The sequence below is a fragment of the Sinomonas cellulolyticus genome, assembly GCF_014656475.1.
In the GTDB taxonomy this organism is placed as follows: domain Bacteria; phylum Actinomycetota; class Actinomycetes; order Actinomycetales; family Micrococcaceae; genus Sinomonas; species Sinomonas cellulolyticus.
Window position 1 is genome coordinate 469,578 of sequence record NZ_BNCM01000001.1, and the last position, 23,407, is coordinate 492,984.

Here is a 23,407-nt window from a genome sequence, read left to right on the forward strand (position 1 = left end):
CCTCGTTCGGAAGGCGACCCCTCGTCGTCGTGCGTCCTCAGGGACGCGGAAGCCGGACGGTCCGCTCAGCCCGTCTTGCGCGCAGCGCGGCGCTTGCTCAGCTCATCACCGGGAAACGTCTGGTCTGGGGCGTGCTCACTGGGAAGTTCCGCAAGGCTCCCCTCGACCTCGCGCCACACCCGGCCGACGGCGATGCCGAAGACGCCCTGGCCGCCTTGGACGAGATCGATGACCTCGTCCGCGGAGGTGCACTCGTAGACGGATGCACCGTCGCTCATGAGCGTGATCTGGGCGAGGTCCTCGACGCCGCGCTCACGGAGGTGGCCCACGGCGGTGCGGATCTGCTGGAGGGAGACACCCGTGTCCAGGAGACGCTTGACGACCTTGAGCACGAGGATGTCCCGGAACCCGTAGAGCCGCTGCGATCCGCTGCCGGCTGCTGAACGGACGGTCGGCTCGACGAGCCCGGTACGGGCCCAGTAGTCGAGCTGGCGATAGGTGATGCCGGCAGCCTTGCAGGCTGTGGGCCCGCGGTAGCCGGCTTCCTCGTCCAGGGTGGGCAGGTCGTCGTCGAAGAGGAGGCCTTGGGTGCCCGACGGCACCTCAGCGCTCTCGCCGGACAGCCGGCGAAGATCTCCAGGCTCTCGCTTGGGATTCACTAAACCCTCCTTCACGCTCCCTTGGCGAACTGCGTCCTCCGGAAGGGGCACTGGAAGCGCAGGCCTGTAATTACAGTCGCACGCACTCTTCAGTGTGGCCGCTGGCTCTCGGGGAAGCAATGGGAGCTTGTTCACTACCGACGTTAGAACCGTCGGAGAGGGAAATCAAAGACCCCGCCTAAGGCGGCCGGGGCGTGTCGTGGAGGCCCCGCGGCGGTCATCCCCGGGAGGCCCGCTACTCGTCGAAGTCCTCGGGCTCCACATCGGCGAGGAACTCCCGGAAACGCCGCATCTCGCTTTCCTCCTCGGCGCTGTCGGTGGCCTCCTCGCCTCCCTCTGCGCCGTCAGCGAGCTGCACGCCGGCCTCCTCCAGGACAGCGTCAGCGCACCAGATCCGGCAGTTCACCCTCAACGCGACCGCGAGCGCATCCGAGGCCCTGGACTCCACCGTGGTGCCGTCGTCGAAGCCGAGCTGCGCATAGAAGACGCTGTCCTCGACCGCGACAATCGTGGCACTGACCACCTGCCGGCCGAGCGCGTGCACGACGGAGACCAGCAGGTCATGGGTGAGCGGCCGTGGCGGGACGACGTGCTGCTGGGCGAGTGCGATCGCGCTCGCCTCTGCCGTTCCGATCCAGATCGGCAGATGCCGCTCCCCGTGCGCTTCCTTGAGCAGCACGAGCGGCTGGTTTGAGGGCAGCTCGATGCGCACGCCCACGACTTCTACCTCGATCATCAGCCATCCATCCTCGAGATCATGCCGTGGACTAGCGCACGGTGAAGGGTCATGAACGCCTCGCTGAGCTCGCGGGCCTCCTCCGCTGCGCGCGCCCGGGAGGCAGAGTCGGGGCGGGAGGCGCTGGGCGCCACCGCCCGCTCGATGAGGCCCATCTCCCGCTCCGCGGCGGTCTGGAAGGGACGCAGGTGACGGGGTTCGATGCCGTGTGCCACAAGCGCCGCGCAGGAACGGGCCACCGTGAGAGCATGCTCGTCGAACCGTCCGTCCTCCGCCGTGATGAGGCCGAAGCTGAGCATCGCCTCGACGAGCCGGGCGCTCGCGCCGGACTCGGCGCGGAGCTGCGTCTCGGTCAGCCTCCGGGGACGCGACGCGGCGAGCTGCGCGCCGAGCTCATCGGACACGGGCCGCGGCGCGATGCTCAGGCCGCCGGGGAGGCTCTCGGGGCGCTCACCGCGGTCAATGGCGTCCAGGTAGTCCTTGATCACCTTCAGGGGCAGGTACTGGTCACGCTGGAGGGCAAGCACGAACCGCAGTCGGTCCACATCGTGATCGGCGTACTGCCGATAGCCGGACGGAGTGCGGTGCGGGGAGATGAGGCCCTTGTCCTCGAGGAAGCGGATCTTGGAGGCCGTCATGGACGGGAAGTCCTCGGCCAGGGTGGCCAGGACTTCGCCGATGTTGAGGGCTGCGGATCGCCTTCGCTCGGGCTGGACAGCTGCCATGAATCCCCGCCCGTCAGGCGGTGGGCCGCACCGGGTCCTGAGCTGGGCTCGCGTAGAACGTGAGGCGGAATTTCCCGATCTGCACTTCCGAGCCGTTGCGGAGGGCAACGTGGTCCACCCGGTCGTGGTTCACGTAGGTGCCGTTGAGGCTGCCCGCATCGACGACCTCGAAGCCCTTGCCAGCCCGCCGGAACTCCGCGTGCCGACGCGACACAGTCACGTCGTCGAGGAAGATGTCCGCGTTCGGATGGCGCCCCGCGGTGGTGACCTCCGAGTCGAGGAGGAACCGTGCGCCGGCGTTCGGGCCCGCGTGGGCGATGAGCAGGGCGGAGCCGTACGGGAGCGCGGCGACGGCAGACGCCTCTTCCGCGCTCAGCTGCGGCGCCCTCCCCGTCTCGGACTGGATCGGCGGCATCTGGATCGACGTCGTCTCCGACGCCGATTCCTGACGCTGCGTGACCTCGTCGGCGCCGAGGTTTCGGCGCTCGTCGCTCACCATCGGTTCCTCCTGGAAGTGTCCCGCTGCTGTGGGTTGCGGATTCAGGCTTCTACCCTACCTGCTGCTCGTACTGTGCCGCACTGAGCAGGTTGTCGGTCTCTGCCTCGTCGGCGAGCTGGACCTCGAAGAGCCAGCCCTCGCCGTAGGGGTCGGAGTTGACGAGGGCGGGATCGGCGTCGAGCGCCTCATTGCGGCCCACGACCTTACCGGTCACTGGAGCGTAGATGTCGCTCACGCTCTTGGTGGACTCGACCTCGCCCACGACACCGTTCGCGCTCACCTCGGTGCCGACCTCAGGCATCTGCACGTAGACCACATCGCCGAGCGCGTCCTGGGCGAAGTCGGTGATGCCGATGCGCACCACGCCATCGCCCGGCTCCATCGAGATCCACTCGTGCTCGGCGGTGTAGGACAGCTCCGCGGGGACGTTGCTCATGGGGCTCGCCTTTCGTGGTCTGCCGGGCCGGAACTGCTGACGGCCCGTGATCGGTGCGGTGTCGGTGAAAGTATAGGCACAGAGTTTCGGGCTCTCCGGCGACGGTATTCGGGCGAGTTCTGACAGGATGGGTCGGGAGGAGACCAAACACGTCAGGAGGCGTGCCATGCCGGAACTCCCCGAAGTGAGTGCCCTGGCGGCGTACCTCGATGAGCGCCTGGCGGGCGCCACGATCGAGCGCGTCCAGATCGGTGCCGTGCACGCCCTCAAGACCGCCGATCCCCCGTACACGTCTCTCGTGGGCCGGCGTGTCGACTCCGTGGGACGGCGCGGCAAGTTCCTCGTGATGGTGACCGTTCCGGGCGACGGCGCAGCGGGTGGCGGGACGGACGACGGCGGCCGGGTCGCCGTCGTCGTGCATCTAGCGCTCGGCGGGTGGGTGCGCATGCTCGACGCGCTGCCCGGAGCCAAGATACCCCGCGGCAAGGGGTACGTCGCAGCGCGGCTGGGGTTCGTGCGGGACGGGGTCGAGAGCGGGCTCGAGTTCACCGAGTCGGGGACGTTCAAGAAGCTCGCCCTGTACATTGTGCGGCGGCTCGAGGAGGTGCCCGGCATCACGGATCTCGGGCCCGAGCCGCTCGAGGACGACTTCACGCTCGAGGCCTTCCGGAAGGTGCTCGGCCACAAGAAGCAGATCAAGGGCCTGCTGCGGGACCAGAAGCTCATCGCCGGGATCGGCAACGCCTACAGCGACGAGATCCTGCACGCGGCCAAGATCTCCCCGTTCGCGATCGCCTCGACGTTCGACGACGAGACCTCCGAGCGGTTGTACGGCGCGCTGCGGTCCGTACTGGCCACAGCGCAGCAGGACGCCCTGGGCCACGGGCCGGAGGACCTCAAGGATGAGAAGCGGCGGACGATGCGCGTGCACCGCCGCGCCGGGGAGCCGTGTCCGGTCTGCGGCGATACGATCCTCGAAGTCTCCTTCGCGGACAGCGCGCTGCAGTACTGCCCCACGTGCCAGACCGGCGGGAAGCCGCTGGCGGACCGGCGTACCTCGAAGTTCCTCAAGTAGCGGGCGCTGCAGCGGCGCGCCGCTATCAGGGTCGCGACGGGGCCGGGCGCATGTCCCCCGTCTGGACGAACCGCTCGTGCCACGAGAGGGCCTCGCCGAGCAGGTGCGGGGTGTGCTTGCCGTAGCTGCCGCGCAGGGCCCGCTCGAAGTAGTCCGTCAGCGCCGGCCGGTACTCCGGGTGGGCGCAGTTGGCGATGACAGTCCGGGCGCGCTGCTTCGGCGCGAGCCCTCGCATGTCGGCCAGGCCCTGTTCGGTGATGAGGATCATCGTGTCGTGCTCGGTGTGGTCCACGTGGCTGGCCATCGGCACGATGGCCGAGATCTTCCCGTTCTTCGCCGTGGACGGCGACATGAAGACGCTGAGGAAGCCGTTGCGGGCGAAGTCGCCGGAGCCGCCGATCCCGTTCATGACGCTCGTGCCGGCCACGTGCGTCGAGTTCACGTTGCCGTAGATGTCCGCCTCGATCATCCCGTTGAGGGCGATGCAGCCGAGGCGGCGGATCACCTCGGGGTGGTTCGAGATCTCCTGGGTGCGCAGGAGGATCCGCTCGCGGTAGAAGTCCACGTTCTCGGTGAACTCGGCGACGCCGTCCTCGCTGAGGGAGAAGGAGGTCGCCGAGGCGAACCCGATCGTGCCGCCCTTGATCAGGTTGAGCATTCCATCCTGGATGACCTCGGTGTACGCGGTGAGGCCCCTGTAGCCGCCCTCGGCGAGCCCCGCAAGCACTGCGTTGGCGATGTTGCCGACTCCGGACTGGAGGGGCAGGAGCCGGTCGGTGAGGCGGCCGCGGCGGATCTCGTGGTCGAGGAACTCGAGCAAGTGGCCGGCGATGGCCTTCGAAGCCTCGTCCGGGGCACTGAACCCGGAGAGCCGGTCAGGGGCGTCCGTCTCGACCACCGCGACGACCTTCTCCGGGTCGACGAGGAGGTACGGCTCGCCGATCCGGTCGCCCGGGGCGAGAATCGGCACCGGCTTGCGGTGCGGGGGCAGGGCCGTCCCGTAGTAGACATCGTGCATGCCCTCCATCCCGGCTGGCTGGCGCGAGTTGACCTCGAGGATGACCATGCTGGCCATGTCGAGCCACGTCTTGTTGTTGCCCACGGAGGAGGACGGGATGAGGCGGCCGTCCTCGAGCACTCCCACGACCTCGACCACGGCGACGTCGACGTCACCGTAGAACCCGAACCACGTGTGCTGGGCAACGTGGCTCAGGTGGATGTCCATGTAGTCCAGCTCGCCGGCGTTGATCCGCTGGCGCAGCGCCGGGTCCGACATGTACGGCAGGCGGAGTTCCATGCCGTCCGCCTTGGCCAGGACGCCGTCAAGCTCCGGGGCCGTCGAGGCGCCCGTGAGGACCTTGATCTTGAAGTCCTCACCCGCCGCATGGGCTGCCTCCATGTGCGTCGCAAGCGCACCCGGAACCGCCTTGGGGTACCCCGCGCCGGTGAAGCCGCTCATGGCCACGGTCATTCCCGGCCGGATCAGGGCTGCCGCCTCGTCGGCGCCCATCAGCTTTCCCAGCATTCCCTCGTGGCGGATTCGCTCGTGCACGTCGGCCTTTCCTCTACCTCACCGGTGCGCAGGCCACCTCGCCAGCGCCGAGGATCACTCTATTGCGGTTCGCGCTGAAGGAACGAAGATGACCACGGCGCTCGCCCCCCTCCCCGCGCTCGCGGAGCCCGGCGTGTCGTCAGATCCGCTCGAGGAAGGCCAGCACCCGGTCCATGGCCTCGGAGGCCGCCGCGGAGTCGAAGCCCGGCTGGGTCGGATCCGCGAAGTAGTGGGCGCGGGCAGGGTAGAGGAACAGCTGCGCGTCCCTCGCGGCGGCCACGATCGCGCGGGCGGCGTCGACGTCGCCCTCCTCCATGAACATGGGGTCCTCCTCGGCGCCATGAACTTGGAGCGGAAGGTCGGCCGGCCACGGCGTCCCGAATTCTTCGGGTGGCACACACGAGTAGAAGAAGACGGCCCCACGCGCGCCCGGGCGCGTCTGGGCGAGCTTCTGTGCGGGCAGCACCCCGAGGGAGAAGCCCACATAGACGAGGTCCTCCGGGAGGTCCGACGCCGCGCGCTCGCCTCGGGCGAGCACCTCGCCGAAGCCGGTCTCCCTCGCGTAGGCCACGCCCTCCTCGATGGTCGCGAAGGTGCGGCCTTCGAAGAGGTCCGGCGTCGTGACTGTGTGGCCGTTGGCTTGGAGGGTCTCCGCGAACTCCGCGATGCCGGAGGTGAGCCCGAGGGCGTGGTGGAACACGAGGATGTCTGCCATCCCGCAACGCTAGCGAGCCGGAGGGCGTCTCGGCCAGAGGCGGTGACGCCTGCCTCCGCAGAACGGTCAGGTGCTCGGCGGAGCGGAGGCGCGGCGCGGCGGCCGTCAGACGATCGGGTCGCCCTGGACCGGGCCGTCGGTGTTCGGCCTCCAGCCCAGCGCAGGGGCGACGTGCTTGGCGAACGACTCAAGGATGTGCAGGTTGTACTCGACGCCGAGCTGGTTCGGAACCGTAAGCATCACGGTGTCCGCGGCCATGAGCGCCGAATCCCCCTTGAGCTGTGCGATGAGGTCGTCGGGCTCTCCGGCATAGGTCTTGCCGAAGGTCGACTGGAAGCCGTCGATGATACCGATCTGGTCGCCGTCGCTGCGCCTTCCGAAGTACATGGCGTCCTTGGAGTTGACGATCGGGAAGATGCTCCGGCTCACCGAGATCCTCGGCGGCCGGGTGTGGCCGGCGGCCTTGTACGCGGCACGGTAGGCCTCGATCTGCTCGTACTGGAGCTCATGGAACGGCATGCCCGTGGCCTCGGTGAGGAGGGTTGAGCTCATGAGGTTCAGGCCGAGTTCCGCTGTCCACTCCGCCGTGGCCCGCGTGCCACTGCCCCACCAGATGCGCTCGCGCAGCCCGGGAGAGTGCGGCTCGATGGGCAGGAGCGTCCCCGCAGGCGCCTGATGAGGGTCGGCAGGCGCAATGCCTTCGCCGTCGATCGCCTTGAGGAACAGGCCGAACTTCTCGCGGGCGAGGTCCGCCCCGCGTGGGTCGGTCGAGCCGGTGTAGCCGAAGGCCTCGTAGCCGCGCAGGGCGGGCTCGGGCGAGCCGCGGCTCACTCCGATCGCGATCCGGCCGGCGCTGAGGATGTCGAGGGCGGCGAGCTCTTCGGCGAGGTAGAGGGGGTTCTCGTAGCGCATGTCGATGACGCCGGTTCCGACCTCGATGCGCTCCGTCTTCGCGGCAATCGCGCTGAGCAGCGGCATCGGGGAGGCCTGCTGGGGTGCGAAGTGGTGCACGCGGAAGTAGGCGCCGTTGACCCCGAGCTCGTCGGCACCGACGCCGAGGTCCAGGGCCTGCCGGATCATGTCCGCGGCCGTGCCGGTCTGTGAACCACGCAGGGGTGCGTAGTGTCCGAAGGAGAGGAATCCGAAGGCTTTCACCTCCGCGTCAACTGCATGAATCTGCATGTTATTCCGCGTGTCCGCTACTCCCCGGGCGTGTGGGCGCCGGGTAGCCTACGCTTCATGCGGTCGGTGTCGCACGGAACCACCTCCGGGGGCAGGGCTGAGTCCCCGATGGGCGCGACGCCGCAGCGCGACGTCAGGGTCGACCGGCTGCGTGGCGTCCTCGTGGTTCTCATGGTGGCCGGCAACTTCGGCATTGGGGTGCAGTTCGTGCCCGCGTTCCTCAAGCACACGCCGGACGTCGGGCTGACCGTCGCCGATCTGGTTGCCCCCTGCTTCGTCTTCGCGATCGGGATCAACTTCGGCCCGTCGTTCGCCCGGCGGAGGCGCAGAAGCACGACGGCGGCCTACCGGCACCTCCTGCTGAGGTACTTGAGCCTGCTGGGGATCGGGGCGATCATCACGGCGGGCGGCACCGTCGTCGCGGCCGAGCCCACCGACTGGGGCGTGCTGCAGGCACTCGGGATGGCCGGACTGATCTGCCTGATCTTCATCAGGCTCGGCACGGCGGCACGCTTCGCCGTCGGGCTGCTGCTGCTCTCGGCGTACCAGTACATAGTGGACGCGTTCGCGCTGCAGACCGTCCTCTCCTCGATCCAGGGCGGCTTCCTCGAATCCCTCTCCTGGGGTGCGCTGCTCGTGCTCTCGACCGCTGTCGCAGACGTCTGGCGCAAGGGGCTCGTACCGTACGGGGTGCTGTGTGCGGCGCTTGCCGCGCTCGCGGTCGCGTCGACGCTCGTTGCCCCCGTGAGCAAGAACCGCGTATCCCTGAGCTATGTGCTGATCTCCCTGGCAGTGAGCGCCGTGGCCCTGCTCCTGGTCGACATCGGTTCGCGCACCGTTCCCCGGAACCCCGGGGTCTTCTGCTGGTGGGGCGAGAACGCACTGGCCCTCTACCTCCTGCACCTGCTGCTCCTCGCGCTCGTCGTCCTGCCCGGGATCCCGGGGTGGTACGCCGACGCGCCCGCCTGGCTCGCACTCCTCGAGCTCGCGGTCATCCTCGCGGTCCTGACCACGATCGCGTGGTGGCTGCATCGGCGCAGGATCCGCATCGGCCTCTAGGCCGAGGAGCACGGCCCTCGCACCGGACCTCCCGGCGCCCGACGGCCTGCAGCACCGCACCCTGCGGGCGCCTGCTCGATCGCCAGCCGGTAGAGCCGGCCGGCATCGGCGACGTGCACCGCTGGCCAGCGCGCAGACCCGTCTCCGACGTAGCCGGCCACCCCGCGCTCACGGGCTGTTGCGATCAGCCGCGGCACGAAGCCATGGTCTCCCCCGCCGTGCACGGACCGGGGAAGCCGCACCACGACGGGGCGCACACCTCTCGGTGTTGACCTCCCGACTGCAGCATCCATCCGCTCGCGGCAACCACCCGTCCAGCATCGCGACCACCGCTCACGGAAGGCAAGGGCCTCGGGCACGTCGAGGCGCCCTGCTTCAAGCCGGCCGCCGAGGGTACCCCTCCGGTGTCTCGGGCAAACCGCGAGCCGGATCATCCGAAGGAGAGCAGCCATGAGTTTCGAACCGCGCACCGCCATCGTCACGGGCTCCGATTCGGGCATCGGCCAAGCGACCGCCGTCGCCCTCGCGGCAGCGGGAATGGACGTGGGAATCACGTGGCACTCAGACGAACAGGGCGCTCGGGAGACGGCGGAGGAGGTCCGCCAGCACGGTCGGAAAGCGTACGTCGCCGCGTTGGATGTCGCTGACGCCCCCGCGTGCGGCGCAGTCCTCGATGACCTTGTCTCGCAACTCGGGGGCCTCGACGTCTTCGTCAACAACGCCGGGACGGGCGCGAACGAGCCCTTCCTCGACATGGACTACGCCCGCTGGCGGCAAATCGTCGCGACCGACCTGGACGGCGCCTTCGTGTGCCTCCAACACGCGGCGCGTCACATGGTCCAGGCCGGAAACGGAGGGCGCCTCATCGCCGTGACGAGCGTGCACGAGCATCAGCCACGCGTCGGATCTTCGGCGTACGATGCCGCGAAGCATGGCCTCGGTGGTCTCATGAAGACGATCGCGCTCGAGCTCGGCGAGCATGGCATCACGGCGAACGCTGTCGCCCCGGGCGAGATCGCCACGCCGATGACCGGCCAGGAGGACGAGGACCCGCACGGCGTCGCCCGCCCGGGAGTCCCGCTCGGCCGTCCTGGGGACGCGCGCGAGGTGGCGGCGGTCATTGCCTTCCTCGCCTCACGCGCATCAAGCTACGTCACGGGCGCCTCATGGACGGTCGACGGCGGGATGCTCCAGATGGGACCGCAGGGCGGCTCCCACATCACGAGCGACGACTGGCGGAAGGGCTGAGCGCACAGCTGCCGAGACAGCCCGGTCTTTGCCGCGACGGGCAGTCCGAGGGGCGCATGCACCGTCGGTTCAGTTCCCACCAACGCGAAAGCCGCGGAAACCCGTAGGTTCCCGCGGCATCGTGGTCGGGCTGACAGGATTTGAACCTGCGACCCCTTGGAGGGTTTTTGAATCCTCCGGAATGCTGCGGAAATCTCGCGTTTTCCCTGGTCAGACGGGGAATCGGGCAACTCCCCGATATGGATTCTACCGGGTCATTTCGGATCAGTCACGGGTGTTTTCGATGGGTAATTGGTGGCTGACGCCGGGTGGAACTGCACCGCCGATGGCGAATGAGAAATCTTGGCTGCCGTGAGCCAGCTGAACCTTAGCTTGGCCACAGCGGGCCGATTCTGCTCCATAAAAAGCAACCACCACCGCAACCGGCACAGGACGCTCGCGACGACAGCAGGCGCGGCCGCACTTGCACGGTTTCGGCCGGGCGACTTCGTCGAAGAGAGCAACTGCTCCGCAGTCGTCTTCAGCAGCGCCAGGCCCGCAGCGTCTTAGGGCTTCGACGGTTGGATCTCGTCCTCGATCACTTCTGCGTAGATGATGAAGTCATCTGCTTCAGCTCGGTGCCCCGGTTTCGTGAGCTCCAGGCTGGCGAGGTGTTTCTGCAGCCGCTTCGACATGGGGAGGAAGGTCGCCAGCGTGAGCCCACCCGAGAGAACGGCTCCGACAACCGGGACGAACTTGGCGACGCCACCGGCAAAGAGCTGCTTCGTCATGCGGACGCCGAGGTACGAAGCGACTTTCTTGACCACGGGATAGATGGTCCCCTTGGTGAGCGCCTGCTGCGGCAGCGTCTTGAGCACTTGCCCAGCGATCATGGTCGAGACTTTCGACACTCCGGCCTGCGCCATCTGGACGCCGAACATCACTCCTACGAAGAGAGTGAGGATGCTCTCGGTCGCCTCGTCGAGCTCCTGATCGTCGTCGGCGAACAGGTCCGGCCAACTGTAGATGTAGGCGAGCTTCTGCGCGGTGCGGATCACGTGGCCGAAGTACTGCAGGAGGTCAGCGGGCACTGTACCTATCATCGCGAACCCGCCAGGCAATCCGGCGAGCGTGGAAATTCCGGCCACCTTGCTCGCCTCGAAGGCAATGGAGGTGTTCGCAATCTCCGTTATGACTTCGAGCGGGACGCCTGCGCCCGCGGGGCTGTAGGCGATCGCCCGCTCGATCTGTTCTGCAGGGCAGTATCGCTTCAGCGCTGCGCGGAGGTACGCCGCCCTGTTAATCCGTACCCCTGGAAGCTTCGCCGAAGCGTCCAGCACCTGGGTGAACTTCGATCCGGGGTTCTCGATCGCCTTGGGGTCAGCCATGACACCGATCGTATCCGGGGGCAGGACCGGCCCCGAGAAACGGCGCGCCTCCTGGTTAGCTCGCCTATCGTCGCGGCGACGGTCGCGGTTGCGGTCTCCTTGCTGAAGTTATTGCGCCAAGATGCTGAGGTCGATTGCCGGCTCCGGCAACGCTTGCTCTCGAGCGGCGCGACTTGGTCGTGGTTGGCCGCCACCATGTATTCGTCGAACCGGGCGCTGTTGATCGGATGCTTGCTAGATGCGATTGCGGCTTTCGGTCCAACTGTCCCGGTCGACACGGTGGCTCCGATGTTGAAGCACTGACTGCAGTCGTCGGACGCTCACGGCAGGATTGCCTTCGTGGAAACCTTCAAGCGGACGCCGCTGCAGCTGTTCAACCTGCCACAGCACTTCGTGATTCCGTTATTCCAGCGGCCCTACGTGTGGAAGGAGGATGAGCAGTGGGAGCCGCTGTGGAAAGACATTCGCCGAGTGGCGGATCTGCGCATCAGTCAGCCGCACCTCTCGCCGCAGCACTTCTTGGGAGCCGTGGTGCTCCAGGCGCATGAAGCCGAAAGCGCCAGGCTGACTACGTGGAACGTCATCGACGGCCAGCAGCGCCTGACGACGCTGCAGCTGCTCGCCGATGCGACGTGCGCGATCTTCGCGCAGGCTGGGCTTTCGAAGTACGCCAGCCAGCTCGAAGGCCTGACGCATAACTCCGAGAGCTTCATTGAGGAAGATGACAGCCCGCTCAAGGTTCGGCACCTCAACAATGATCACGACGCCTTCCTCGAGGTGATGACGGCCGAGCCGCCGGTTGACCACTCTGACCTCAGGCACCACGAGTCTCGGATCGTCCACGCGCATCGGTACTTCACGGCGGCTGTAACCCAATGGCTCGGGAACACGGGCGCTGACGAGTTCGCGACGAGGGCCAAGGAACTCGCACGCGTCTTGCTCGATGACCTGCAGCTCGTGACGATCGAGCTCAAAGCCTCCGAGAACTCCCAGGAGATATTCGAGACGCTCAACGCCCGAGGGACTCCGTTGACAGCGGCGGATCTGATCCGGAACTTCGTGTTCCAGCGGCTTGAAGCAGAGGGCGGAGATACCAAGAAGGCCTACCGCGAGGACTGGCCCTTTGAGGCTAAGTTCTGGACGAAGGAGGTCAGTGTCGGACGATACCTCGTCACTCGAAGCTCGCTCTTCTTCAACCAGTGGTTGATCTCGCGCACAGGTGAGGAGATCAGCCCCCAATCGACGTTCACCAGATTCAAGTCGTACGTCGAGCTCGGGGCCGGGCACAAGATGGCCGACCTTCTCCCGGTGATCAAGCGTCAGGCTGAGCTGTATGAGAGGTGGACTGAAGCTTCACTCAGGCCTGACGGGAACCTCGGCGCTGTCGAAATGGCGTTCCACCGTATGAATGCCGCCGGCATAGAACTTCTCAAGCCGCTAATGCTCTGGCTGCACGAACCCGGCAGGGATCTTCCACAACACGTGATCGACGCCGTGATCGGTGTCGCGGAGAGCTGGGTGATTCGTCGGCAGCTGCTTCGCCTCACCGGCTCCGATCTCGGCCGCATCGTCGCCGAACTCATCCACGCCAACTCCGACGCCACCGACGGCGACCTGCTTGAACGCATCACCCGTCACCTCGCCCGCCTCAATGTCACGAGCACGTACTGGCCCGGTGACGACGAGATCAGGGCGGCGCTCAAGGATGAGCCCGCCTACCGCCGCTACCCACGCCCTCGCCTACGCATGTTCCTGGAAGCAATCGAGAACCACTACCGCGCCGAAACGAAGCAGGCCCAGGTCGTGCGATCCGGGCTTCCGATCGAGCACATCCTTCCGCAGAAGTGGCAGGAGAACTGGCCGGTCGAGACCCCCGAGGAACAGCAGGATCGCCAAGCCCACGTTCACCGCCTCGGCAACCTGACACTCCTGACCGCTCCCCTCAACTCGAAGGTCTCCAACGGCCCGTGGCCGGCTAAACGCGACGCGATGCTCAAGCACAATACGATCAGCCTGACGGGGCGCGTGGTCGCGGACACCGAAGGAACGGCGTGGCGTGAGTCGCTCATCGATCACCGGACGGAGGTCCTAGTCGAAACGCTCCTCAAGGTGTGGCCTGTCCCCGAGGGACACAAGGGGCAAGTAGTTGACCCTCAGGCCAAGGCGGAAGACTGGGTCCAGCTCAAGCACCTGATTGCTGCTGGTCTCCTTGTCCCGGGCGAAAAGCTCATCGCCACTCACCGCGACTTCAAAGGCGTCGAAGCGCACGTCTCGTTGGACGGATCGATCGAGCTTGATGGCAAGCGCTTCACCGCCCCGTCACCGGCCGGCCACCACCTGCGTAAGAAGGCCACGAACGGCTGGTATTTCTGGGCTGTCGCGGACGGGCGCCGACTACGGGATCTTCGCGCGCAGCTCCAGAACATGCCAGCTTCTGAGCCGGATGAGGCAGAGCACTGAGACAGATGAAGGGATCTGCCGGTGCCCGCAGGTAGAGTCGGGACTTGAGCCGTTGAGCATGATGGGGAGGACTGTTGAGCAAGTCATTACTGGAGATGTTGCCTGGCATCGTCACCGAGGGGAAGCGTAGGGCATCCCAGTACCTTGAACAGCTCGAGGGGCGTAACCGAGTCACCCTCCAGACTCGCGAGCTGGTGATCCCCAACAAGACTGTCAGCGACGATGACCTATTTAGACAGTTGCGCCGTGATGAAGCCAACTCGGAACTTCCCAACCAGCTGATCTACGGCGACAACCTCCTAGCAATGGCCGCACTTCTAGCCGGAGACTCAGACCGCCCGCCGATGCGCGGCAAGATCGATCTGATATACATCGATCCGCCGTTTGATTCCAAGGCGGACTATCGAACCAAGATCACGCTGCCGGGCACGACGATTGACCAGAAGCCAACGGTTCTTGAACAGTTCGCATACTCAGACACTTGGTCGGACGGGACTGCCTCCTACCTCGCGATGATCACCCCGCGACTCGTTTTGATGAAAGAGCTTCTCTCGGAGAGTGGGTCGATCTGGGTTCATCTTGACTGGCACGTCGGCCATTACGTGAAGCTCGTTCTGGATGAGATCTTCGGCAAAGAGAATTTCCGTAATGAGATCACTTGGCACTACAGCGGGTGGAACAAGCAACTAAAGTCGTCGTTCGAACGGCGGCACGACGTCATCCTGTACTACAGCAAGGGAGACAACCCGTATTTCGCGTCGTTTTTCGAGCGATGGGAGTCAAAGGAAGAGTACGTCAAGAAGCGCAAGCAGAAGGTCCACACCGATGAGAGTGGGCGCGAGTACGTACTCTCGGACGCTGGTGGCGGGCAAAGGATCAAGCGCTACCTCGACGAGGTGATGCAGGAAGGTGTCGTCGTGGACGACGTCTGGCACCTCGATAAGCTGAACAATTCGGCGTCAGAATCGGTGGGGTATGCAACGCAGAAGCCGGTTGCGTTGCTCTCGCGGATCATTCAGGCCGGCTCACCCGAAGGTGGCATCGTCGCTGATTTCTTCTCCGGATCGGGGACAACCGCAGCGACAGCCGAGAGGCTCGGTCGTCGTTGGATCGTTAGCGACATCGGCAAGCCCTCGGTGATGATCACCCGTAAGCGCCTCATTGACGATGACGCACGCCCGTTCGCATACGAGGCGATTGGTGATTACCAGGTTGAGCAAGCAAAATCCGTGCTCGGACGCAAGTTCAAGGTCGGACACCTTGCCCAAGTCGTCCTGCGGTTATTCGGCGCTGTGCCGCTGCCCCCAGAGATCAGCCAGGGGGGTGCACTTGGACGTATCCCAGATGAGAAGGCCCTTGTCATTGCTACGAGCCCGAATGCTCTCGTCACTGGATCGACACTCCGGCGTGCACAGCAAGCTCGCGTGTCTGTCATGGGCGGGTTCGACAAGGTCTACGTGTTGGGCTGGAACTTTGCCGACTCGATCGGGCACGACATCGATGCTCTCCAAGATGATCGTCTTGAAGTCCGTGTAATCCCGCCTGACCTTCTCGATCGCATCAGTAAGAACAGCTCGGTCGACAAGTTGGCAGATGATGTCCGTTTCTCAACGCTCCAATACCTTAGCGCCAGTGTCGTTAGCCGCGTCCATTCCGGGAACGATGAAACCCTCACGATAAGTCTGAACAATTATGTTCTACTCTCCCCCGACGCGATCAATCTTGACGAGAAGAGCCGCGAACTGCTTCTTGATGTCATGAACCGAGAACCACTCGCATTGCTTGAGTACTGGGCCATCGACCCTGACTACGACGGGCGAGTCTTCAGATCCGTTTGGCAGGACTACCGTGGCAACACTGAAAACGATGGTGATGAATTAAGAGTTATCACCAAGGCTGAGGTAACCGTGCCGATCAAGCGCGCCTCGCGTCGCGTCTGCGTCCGGGCAGTCGATGTGTTCGGTTTCGAGTCAGAGGTCATCATCGAGAACGTGGTGATGAACTGATGTCGAATGGGCTGAAGACCTTTCCTCTTGCCTGCGGACTCAGGAAGGCAGTCGGGGATCAGATCGCGGACATCGTCCAGGGCGAGCCGACCGCACTCATGGATGAGGTCACCCCCGTCACGGCCGAACTGCTGAAGTTCTGGTTCCAAGATGACTATGTCCGACTGCGCACCGCGAACTTTCACGATGGCCAGCGGGAAGCGATTCTGCACATCATCTATGCGCACGAGATCTTGAAGGCGCCGAACCTTGAGACGCTGTACCGAGAGATCGCAACGGAAGCGCTTCTGGATGGCGACGTACTCGGCGAAGTGACGCGCGGCGCCCACAACCATCCGAAGTATGCGGCCAAGATGGCAACAGGTACGGGCAAAACGTGGGTCCTTAACGCTCTCCTCGTCTGGCAGTACCTCAACCACCGGGAATACCCGGAAGATGAGCGCTTCACCTCGAACTTTCTCCTGGTAGCGCCGGGCCTCATCGTCTACGACCGGCTACTCGACTCGTTCCTTGGCAAGGAGCGTGAGGGCGAGCGTGACTTTGAGACTTCTGACATCTTCACTAATCAGGACATCTTCGTTCCTGACAACTACCGCGACGCAGTATTCGGGTTCGTCCAGTCATCGGTGGTGACCAAAGGAGAGATCGGGTCTAAAGTCACCGGCAGTGGAGTCATCGCGGTTGCGAACTGGCACGTCCTAGCAGGCGTCGAGGACCCCGACTTCGTACCCGACTCGGAGTCGCCCGGCGCGAATATCGATGCCAAAGCAGCCATCGAGAGCTTCTTCCCCGTACGCCCAGGAAAGACAACCGGCAACAGCCTGAGCACGCTCGACGGCAAGTTCACCCGCGGCAAGCCGCTCCTGTGGCTCAAGGACCTGCCCTCGCTGATGGTGTTTAACGACGAAGCTCACCATATCCACACGGTGAGGAAGGGCGATCAGGTCGACGAAGTTGAGTGGCAGAAGAGCCTAACCGACATCGCCTCGACCAAGGGGCACCGCTTCATCCAAGTCGATTTCTCCGCCACGCCCTTTAACGAGAGCGGATCGGGGGCGAACAAGAAGCAACGCTGGTTCCCCCATATTGTCGTCGACTTCGATCTCAAGCAGGCCATGTCGCTTGGACTGGTCAAGTCCCTCGCCTTGGACAAGCGGAAGGAAGTCGCGAGCCTGCCGTTGGACTTCAGCGCGGAACGCGACGGCCGGAACAAGGTCATCGGGCTTTCATCGGGTCAGCGCGTCATGATCCGAGCGGGACTGACCAAGCTGGGGATGCTCGAGCAGGAATTCGTCACTGTCGACCCTGACAAGCACCCCAAACTGCTGATCGTCTGTGAGGAGACGGCGGTGACGCGTTTCGTCGAGGAGTTCCTCCATGCCGAGGGGCTCTCTGCCGAAGACGTCTTGGTGGTCGATTCGGATCGCAAGGGCGAGATGTCCGCCGCCGAGTGGGATGTGGCACGAGAACGACTCTTCGACGTCGATCGGCACAAGTCGCCAAGGGTGATCGTAAGTGTCTTGATGCTGCGTGAAGGCTTCGACGTCAACAACATCGCCGTGATCGTTCCCTTGAGGGCCAGCACGTCAGGCATCCTGCTTGAGCAGACCATTGGACGGGGGCTTCGCCTGATGTGGCGCGGCGACGAGCAGATCGACGAGATGAAGCGCGAAAACCGACGCCGGATTGCCCAGCGCCTAGAGCCCGACAACTACTTCGACGTCCTTTTCGTCGTTGAACACCCTAGATTCACTCAGTTCTACGACAACCTCATGGATGCCGGCCTCGCCAGCGCCATTGGCGATGGAATCGATCATCTGACCTCGGCCACGGGCGATCTGGAGATCGTGCACCTCCGTGATGGATACGAGGAGTTCGACTTCCATATCCCGATGATGGTGCGGGATCGAGAGGAGGAGCTTGTTGCGCCGCTGATTGACCCGCTCCTGCTGCCGCGTTCACGCGTTCCGTTCAGCGAAGTCAAGAGGATCGTTGGTTCTAGGGATAGATTCGTTTCAGAGGACGCCCAGACCAAGACTCAGTTCGGCGATTACCGAGTAAATGGTGGCGTCATGACTGCCACGGGCTACAACGACTTCCTGAGCCGAATGACGGTCCGAATCACGGAGGCACTTGGTGGTCGACGGGCACAAATTACCAGCAGCTCGAAGAAGTACAGCGACCTCGCTGCCTTTCCAATTCTACAGATGTACCGCCCGCAGCTGTTGGGCTGGATCGACACATACATACGCTACCGATTCTTCGACATGGAGATTGACCCTCTCGAGGACGAGAACTGGCGTGTCCTTCTCTGGGATCAGATCACAAATGAAGTGGCTGGAAACTTCGCAACCGCGCTAGTCGCCGCCCTTCAGAATGAGACCGTCGCCGTCGCCGAGGTGAACTACCGCAGCCTATCCGAAGTCAGGTCAATCAGCGTCCGGGCATCGTCGTGCATCGAGATGACAAAATGCATCTATCCGAAACTGCCGGTCCCGACTCACGCCGGGGGTCTGGAACGAAAGTTCCTTGAGTGGATCAATAAGGACACGTACGTCGAGGCAGTCTGCAAAGTCAATGAGTACAAGCACACCTTCGTACACCGTCCCTATCTGAAGGCGGATGGGATGCCAGCGCGTTACTCGCCCGACTTCCTAGTGCGCACTGAGAGCATGATCTACGTCGTTGAAACGAAAGCGGACTTCGCGATGTCGGACATCAACGTACTTAGGAAGCAAGCCGCCGCGATCGCGTGGTGCGAACAGATCAACGAGCTGGAGCCTGATCAGCGCAGCCACAGGAGATGGGCCTACGTCCTGTTGGCTGAACAGTCGGTAAAGGGGTCGATTGCTGCCAACGAGCGCGCGAGCGATCTGCTCGATCGGACCCGATTAAGAAGCACTGAAGAGAAAGAGGCTGAACAGCAGATCTGGTGATATCCAGAAGTGACGGGGGCCGAAGTCACATTAGCGACTCCGGCCCTCTGGTCGCGTCGTCTGATTCTTCAGCTTCGGGACTCCTCCGAGTGGGACTGAGATGGCAAAGGGGGGCGCGTCTCGCACCTCCGCCTCGCCCTCGAGGGATAGGCTGGCGAGGTGACCAAGCAGAACCGTCTCTACTACGGCGACAACCTCGACGTTCTACGGCAGTATGTTCCGAACGAGTCCGTCGATCTCGTCTATCTCGACCCGCCTTTCAACAGCAACCGGAACTACTCGGTCATTTTTAACCGGAACGGCCAGTTCGACAACGCTAATAGCGCCCAGATTGAGGCGTTCGAGGACACGTGGCACTGGACCCCCGTCACTCAGAAGCAGTTCGATGACTTCATCAATAGTGCGCCAGGCCCTTCTGCAGACGCGCTGTCGGCCTTCCGCATTCTCCTCGGCGAGAACGACGCCATGGCTTATTTGGTCAACATGGCGCCCCGCCTGCTGGAGCTTCACCGTGTCCTTAAACCGACCGGCACGTTGTTTCTGCACTGCGACCCGACGATGAGCCACTACCTCAAAGTTTTGCTTGATGCCGTCTTCGACGCGAAGTTCTTCCGTAATGAGATAATTTGGCATTATTCCGGATGGAACAAGAAGCTCAAGAAGCACTATGAAAGCCGCCATGACGTGATTCTGATGTACGCAAAGTCGGTGAGGCAGTTCTTCTCGCCCCAGACTTTGCCGTGGGAAAGCGAAGCGGAATATCTCCGAACCCGTAAGCAAAAGCTCCACGTAGATGAGCAGGGACGGAAGTACGTCATGTCCGACGCAGGCGGTGGTAAGCGGGTGAAACGGTATATCGAAGAGGCAATGCAATACGGGCGGCCGATCGATGACATCTGGCGAATCGACAAGCTCAACAACAGCGCGTCGGAGGCTCTGGGATACCCGACCCAGAAGCCTGTCAAACTGCTTGAGCGAATCATCGCTACCGCGTCGAAGCCCGGGGATCTAGTCCTTGATCCTTTCTGCGGATGCGGCACCACGGTCGATGCAGCGCAGCGACTCGATCGCGCCTGGATCGGCATCGACATCACATACATCGCCATCGACTTGATCACAAAGCGCCTTGAGCACACCTACGGCAGGGACGTCCTCCAGACGGTAGACATAAACGGAATCCCGCACGACATGGCCGGCGCACGCGCTCTCTTTGAACGCTCTCCCTTCGACTTCGAGCGCTGGGCCGTCTCGATGATTAACGCTGAGCCGAACCAAAAGCAAGTAGGTGATCGTGGCATCGACGGCGTAGCCCGCTTTCCCGTTGATTCGAGGGGCAAGCTTGGCAAGGTGGTCGTGTCAGTCAAGGGCGGCAGGAAAGTGACCCCAAGTGTTGCCCGCGACCTTCGCGGGACCGTGGAGCGGACGGGGGATGCTCACATGGGAATCTTGATCACGATGGACGACATAACCAAAGGAGTCCGAGAGGAGATCGCCCGGAGCGGCTATTATACCTTTCCCGTAAACAATCAAGACTTCCCTGTGCTTCAACACATCAGCGTGAAGGACCTTCTCGCCGGCAAGCTCCCGCTCATGCCTGGCACGATCTTGCCCTACATCAAGGCGCAGAAGGTGACACCCAAGGCAGGCGCCGACGAATTGTTCTAGCTATGTCCGATATCAACGTTCACTTCCTCTGTGGCTCCCCGCTCACGCTGACTCCCGCGATCGTGCGGGCGCTGCGATCTTGCCGAGATTCCTAGCGTGGCTCGGAATGCGACTAAATGACGGACGTAAGGCAAAGCGCGAGAGCAAACTAGCTGGGACAAGTTAGTTCATCATCGAGGAAGCGGCAGGCCTGCAACAGAAGTGCGAGACAGTAAGTCACAAATACGGCTTCAGGAAGGCGCTTCTCATCGCCTTACACAATTCCGGACGACATGTATTCAACGCTCCCGGGCACGGGCGTGACCTTGAACGAGCGCGTCTCGGTTGGCCCTACACCGTCCCATATGGGATGGTCCAGGTAGCTGGAACGGAGAATCATACCTACGCCCATGGACGAGTTGTTACGCGAGGGCGAGTCAATGCGGGCCCATGCACTCGCGTCTCCAACGACGAGAACCATTCGCACGCCGTTCCAACTGCGCGGTTCCGCATGGCCACCCCCGGAAGATTTGGCCATGTGCCCGACCCCCCCCGACTGTCCGGCAAGCTACTGTTATCGAAGTGCAAGGGAGTCCGTTCATGAGGAGAGCCAATGGGGATCAAGTTCGCGGATCACGAAATCCTAGGTGTCTCGATTCTTGGGCCGAGACCTCTCGGGGCGGCCCATGTAAGGTTCGGAGCCCCAATGACCGTGGTGTATGGACCGAACGGTGCAGGAAAGAGCACCCTGCTCCGTCAGATCGAATCATGCCTTCGGGGTTCGTCGGACGGCCAGGCGAAATCCCCAGGACCGTCGTCCTTTCTACACATTGACCTCACCCCAAATGGCAGCGCCGAAGTTACGAACACTTTCGAGCGCGAGCTGCTAGGGGAGCTCGTGCGCGCGCTCCCGTCAGATGAAGTGCTCAGAAACGTGCCAAAGAGTGAACGGCTTCCCGACTTCGCGGGAGCCGATAGAATCAACAGATTGAAGGACATCCTGGGACTTCTCGCTGGCGCAGACCCCGTCACCGAAGATTCCGTTTGGGACTCCGGCCTCCTGATCGATCCACGGATCAGCATCTGCCTATCCCCCACCGGGTCTGTCGATGCACCTTCGTGGGATCTTTATCTAGGAGCGAAGTTCGATCAACCGACGCTGGATGCGCTCGCTGAAAGTGTTGACGTTGCTCGCGAAATCAATGCACTGATGCGCGCAGGCCGACCGGTACCAGAGATACTGATGGAGAAGTACTTCGATCGCGGACTTCCCTCTGGGCTCGGTTCGACAATATTCATTGAGTCCGCATATTCGCAGGAGGAATCAACAAACCCATTTCATGGTTGGACTCCTGACCTGCCGGTACCACTCTACTTCGCCACAACTATTAATACCTCTCCTCTGCATGTTGTGTCCGATACACTCCCGCTCGAAATGTCGCTTGCGGCCACGCGACGGGCGATCTTGGAGATTTTCCGCACCAGCGAGGCCGCAATATCCGCAGCAGACGACTATCAAGCAATTCTTGATCCCTCAGTGGAGCGAGAGATCTCCCGCCTCGAGACCGATGCAAAACAGTTCCTCGCAACAGCCGGGAACGAGTCGTTCACGGTTGGCCTACACCTTGGAGGTCCCCGTGACTGGCTAACCGGTACCCCTCCGACATGGAAGGCCGAGATCCAAGGCCTGTCCCTTGATCTGGGTTCGCTCTCTACTGCCGAACTGCGCTGGGCGAATGCGGCGATCCAATGGGCGTTGAGCGCACCCCGCTCCGATCGACCGACTCTTTTCATCATGGATGAACCGGAACGAAGCCTCCATCGCTCGGCCGAGCGGGCACTCCCGTCGCGCCTTGCCAATCTCGCAGGCCGATTCTCGACCCCTCGGGCGACAGTACTTGTCGCGAGCCACGCCCCCGCATTCCTTGACTCCCGATTGGACAGCCGAATCATCCGAGCATCGCGTCCGTTGCATGCTCACACTTTGCTGACAGAAGTGCCGATCAACCTCAATCCATTCGCGATCGAGGCTCAAGACGAGTACGGACTTGAAACCGGCGATCTGCTACAGCTCATCCGATCCATCGTCATCGTGGAGGGCGGGCACGATGTGGCCGTTCTGCGCGAACTTCTTGGGCAGACTCTGCGCGAGAAGTACACAATCGTCCTTTCCATGGCCGGCGCAAAGAATGCTGCGACCATCCCGGACGGCGCACTGCTCTTCGACGCCACCTCCGCCCAGTTCATCGTAATGCTTGACAACATGAGACACGATCATGTATTCCGAGCCTGGAGCAAGGCCCTTGAAAGCGAAAAGAATGGCGACACGAGGCGCGCTCGCGCAATTCTGGATCAGCTGGCCAAAGCCCACAGGCAAAGCGAGGTCCAGTGGCTCGTGGAGCTGGGGAGGCGCGCTCTCGAAACGGGCCGCCTAAATAGGCTGAGGCCATTCGGGCTATCCAAATCAGACATAATCAAATACTTCGACCCCTCCGAGTTCGGCCTCAACTCGTCATGGGAGGAGCTGACTCGCGGACATCAGTCGTATCTCAAGTCAGCTCGCGACTTCATGGACTTCAAAACTTGGCTACGAAACTTCTGCAAGGCGACAATTAACCGGGACACCGTGGCATCGGCGGCCGCAAAGTTGAGTGTAATGCCCAAGGAATTTGAACAGCTTACGTTCATGCTTACCGAGAACTCTGTAGTCAACCCGCCAGACGCCATGAGCGGGTGGGCCGCGCCCTTCAAGGAATAGTCCTTCAAGGGCCATCAAGCGAGATCTTCTTCGTTGAGGTTAAGAACCACGGCGAGAGTCGCATCTGCTGCTATGCGGGTCACCGTTATGGCGCGACGCGCACCGGTGAGGCTCGCCTCACAGGCGCGCCCTAGCACACCGATGGCTCTATAGCGGCAGCCGTTGCATGTTCTTGCTCGATGGCCAGTCCCGCCCCCTATCGCCCGGAAGCCCGCCCCCGACCCTCAAGTTCGACCGGCGCGAGATCCCTGGGCGTCCGAGGCGAGGGGACGGGTCCTTCGTGGGTCTTCGACTTTGAGCGTGGTCCCCTTGGGATGGAAGGGGCTCGCAGTCCTGTGAGGATGGGTGTT

Annotated in this window: 17 protein-coding genes; 8 read left to right on the forward strand and 9 right to left on the reverse strand. The window is 63.2% G+C overall.

Annotated features, from left to right (window positions below; genetic code table 11):
- Positions 1-65: 65 nt before the first annotated feature.
- The 5 genes from IE231_RS02100 to gcvH all read right to left on the reverse strand — a co-directional run bounded on the left by IE231_RS02100 (position 66) and on the right by gcvH (position 3,055).
- Complete coding sequence (locus IE231_RS02100) at positions 66-659, reverse strand: MerR family transcriptional regulator (protein ID WP_189692247.1); 594 nt, start codon at positions 657-659, stop codon at positions 66-68.
- 235 nt (positions 660-894) lie between these two features.
- The gene (locus IE231_RS02105) at positions 895-1,395 is read right to left on the reverse strand and encodes a bifunctional nuclease family protein (protein ID WP_189692248.1); all 501 of its coding nucleotides are present in this window, start codon (positions 1,393-1,395) and stop codon (positions 895-897) included.
- The gene (ftsR, locus tag IE231_RS02110) at positions 1,395-2,120 is read right to left on the reverse strand and encodes a transcriptional regulator FtsR (protein WP_189692249.1); all 726 of its coding nucleotides are present in this window, start codon (positions 2,118-2,120) and stop codon (positions 1,395-1,397) included. Before ftsR ends, IE231_RS02105 begins: the two co-directional genes overlap by 1 nt.
- A 13-nt stretch (positions 2,121-2,133) precedes the next feature.
- Positions 2,134-2,619: an FHA domain-containing protein gene (locus IE231_RS02115; RefSeq protein ID WP_229866430.1), complete on the reverse strand. Its 486-nt coding sequence runs from the start codon at positions 2,617-2,619 to the stop codon at positions 2,134-2,136.
- A gap of 49 nt (positions 2,620-2,668) precedes the next feature.
- Positions 2,669-3,055: a glycine cleavage system protein GcvH gene (gene gcvH, locus IE231_RS02120; protein WP_189692250.1), complete on the reverse strand. Its 387-nt coding sequence runs from the start codon at positions 3,053-3,055 to the stop codon at positions 2,669-2,671.
- Positions 3,056-3,221: 166 nt separating this feature from the next.
- Here gcvH and IE231_RS02125 point away from each other — a divergent pair, with 166 nt between their 5' ends.
- Entirely contained in the window at positions 3,222-4,130 is a 909-nt protein-coding gene (locus tag IE231_RS02125; RefSeq protein WP_189692251.1) for an Fpg/Nei family DNA glycosylase, read from the forward strand.
- Positions 4,131-4,155: 25 nt separating this feature from the next.
- On the opposite strand, the gene scpC is transcribed toward IE231_RS02125, so the two are convergent.
- From scpC to IE231_RS02140, 3 genes are all read right to left on the reverse strand, one after another.
- Positions 4,156-5,682 (reverse strand): succinyl-CoA:acetate CoA-transferase ScpC, encoded by a 1,527-nt coding sequence (gene scpC, locus IE231_RS02130; RefSeq protein WP_201896904.1) that lies wholly within the window; start codon positions 5,680-5,682, stop codon positions 4,156-4,158.
- A 139-nt stretch (positions 5,683-5,821) separates the two neighbouring features.
- Entirely contained in the window at positions 5,822-6,397 is a 576-nt protein-coding gene (locus IE231_RS02135) for a dienelactone hydrolase family protein (protein WP_189692252.1), read from the reverse strand.
- Between the two features lie 105 nt (positions 6,398-6,502).
- Positions 6,503-7,552 carry an LLM class flavin-dependent oxidoreductase gene (locus IE231_RS02140; protein WP_189692325.1) on the reverse strand — a complete coding sequence of 350 codons (1,050 nt, stop codon included), beginning with the start codon at positions 7,550-7,552 and terminating at the stop codon, positions 6,503-6,505.
- A gap of 84 nt (positions 7,553-7,636) precedes the next feature.
- On the opposite strand from IE231_RS02140, the gene IE231_RS02145 reads away from it, so the two are divergent.
- Together IE231_RS02145 and IE231_RS02150 are read left to right on the forward strand one after the other, a co-directional pair.
- A complete protein-coding gene (locus tag IE231_RS02145) occupies positions 7,637-8,638 on the forward strand; it encodes a heparan-alpha-glucosaminide N-acetyltransferase domain-containing protein (RefSeq protein ID WP_189692253.1) in 1,002 nt (333 codons plus the stop codon).
- A 450-nt stretch (positions 8,639-9,088) separates the two neighbouring features.
- Positions 9,089-9,886: an SDR family oxidoreductase gene (locus IE231_RS02150; RefSeq protein ID WP_189692254.1), complete on the forward strand. Its 798-nt coding sequence runs from the start codon at positions 9,089-9,091 to the stop codon at positions 9,884-9,886.
- 545 nt (positions 9,887-10,431) lie between these two features.
- Here IE231_RS02150 and IE231_RS02155 read toward each other — a convergent pair.
- Entirely contained in the window at positions 10,432-11,253 is an 822-nt protein-coding gene (locus IE231_RS02155; protein WP_189692255.1) for a hypothetical protein, read from the reverse strand.
- Between the two features lie 339 nt (positions 11,254-11,592).
- On the opposite strand from IE231_RS02155, the gene IE231_RS02160 reads away from it, so the two are divergent.
- The 5 genes from IE231_RS02160 (at position 11,593) to IE231_RS02180 (ending at position 23,057) form a co-directional block, all read left to right on the forward strand.
- Positions 11,593-13,713 (forward strand): GmrSD restriction endonuclease domain-containing protein, encoded by a 2,121-nt coding sequence (locus tag IE231_RS02160; RefSeq protein WP_189692256.1) that lies wholly within the window; start codon positions 11,593-11,595, stop codon positions 13,711-13,713.
- Between the two features lie 194 nt (positions 13,714-13,907).
- Positions 13,908-15,719 carry a site-specific DNA-methyltransferase gene (locus IE231_RS02165; protein ID WP_229866431.1) on the forward strand — a complete coding sequence of 604 codons (1,812 nt, stop codon included), beginning with the start codon at positions 13,908-13,910 and terminating at the stop codon, positions 15,717-15,719.
- Complete coding sequence (locus tag IE231_RS02170; RefSeq protein ID WP_189692258.1) at positions 15,719-18,655, forward strand: DEAD/DEAH box helicase family protein; 2,937 nt, start codon at positions 15,719-15,721, stop codon at positions 18,653-18,655. Before IE231_RS02165 ends, IE231_RS02170 begins: the two co-directional genes overlap by 1 nt.
- A gap of 159 nt (positions 18,656-18,814) precedes the next feature.
- Entirely contained in the window at positions 18,815-20,320 is a 1,506-nt protein-coding gene (locus IE231_RS02175) for a DNA methyltransferase (protein ID WP_189692259.1), read from the forward strand.
- A 592-nt stretch (positions 20,321-20,912) separates the two neighbouring features.
- Positions 20,913-23,057: an ATP-binding protein gene (locus tag IE231_RS02180; RefSeq protein ID WP_189692260.1), complete on the forward strand. Its 2,145-nt coding sequence runs from the start codon at positions 20,913-20,915 to the stop codon at positions 23,055-23,057.
- Positions 23,058-23,407 lie beyond the last annotated feature (350 nt).

What these genes read in the sequence shown, in the direction of transcription:
- IE231_RS02115 (WP_229866430.1), bottom strand. Translation starts at nt 2,619, where the DNA reads ATGGTGAGCGACGAGCGCCGAAACCTCGGCGCCGACGAGGTCACGCAG.
- IE231_RS02155 (WP_189692255.1), bottom strand. Translation starts at nt 11,253, where the DNA reads ATGGCTGACCCCAAGGCGATCGAGAACCCCGGATCGAAGTTCACCCAG.
- IE231_RS02135 (WP_189692252.1), bottom strand. Translation starts at nt 6,397, where the DNA reads ATGGCAGACATCCTCGTGTTCCACCACGCCCTCGGGCTCACCTCCGGC.
- IE231_RS02125 (WP_189692251.1), top strand. Translation starts at nt 3,222, where the DNA reads ATGCCGGAACTCCCCGAAGTGAGTGCCCTGGCGGCGTACCTCGATGAG.
- ftsR (WP_189692249.1), bottom strand. Translation starts at nt 2,120, where the DNA reads ATGGCAGCTGTCCAGCCCGAGCGAAGGCGATCCGCAGCCCTCAACATC.
- gcvH (WP_189692250.1), bottom strand. Translation starts at nt 3,055, where the DNA reads ATGAGCAACGTCCCCGCGGAGCTGTCCTACACCGCCGAGCACGAGTGG.
- IE231_RS02150 (WP_189692254.1), top strand. Translation starts at nt 9,089, where the DNA reads ATGAGTTTCGAACCGCGCACCGCCATCGTCACGGGCTCCGATTCGGGC.
- IE231_RS02105 (WP_189692248.1), bottom strand. Translation starts at nt 1,395, where the DNA reads ATGATCGAGGTAGAAGTCGTGGGCGTGCGCATCGAGCTGCCCTCAAAC.
- IE231_RS02145 (WP_189692253.1), top strand. Translation starts at nt 7,637, where the DNA reads ATGCGGTCGGTGTCGCACGGAACCACCTCCGGGGGCAGGGCTGAGTCC.
- IE231_RS02170 (WP_189692258.1), top strand. Translation starts at nt 15,719, where the DNA reads ATGTCGAATGGGCTGAAGACCTTTCCTCTTGCCTGCGGACTCAGGAAG.
- IE231_RS02180 (WP_189692260.1), top strand. Translation starts at nt 20,913, where the DNA reads ATGGGGATCAAGTTCGCGGATCACGAAATCCTAGGTGTCTCGATTCTT.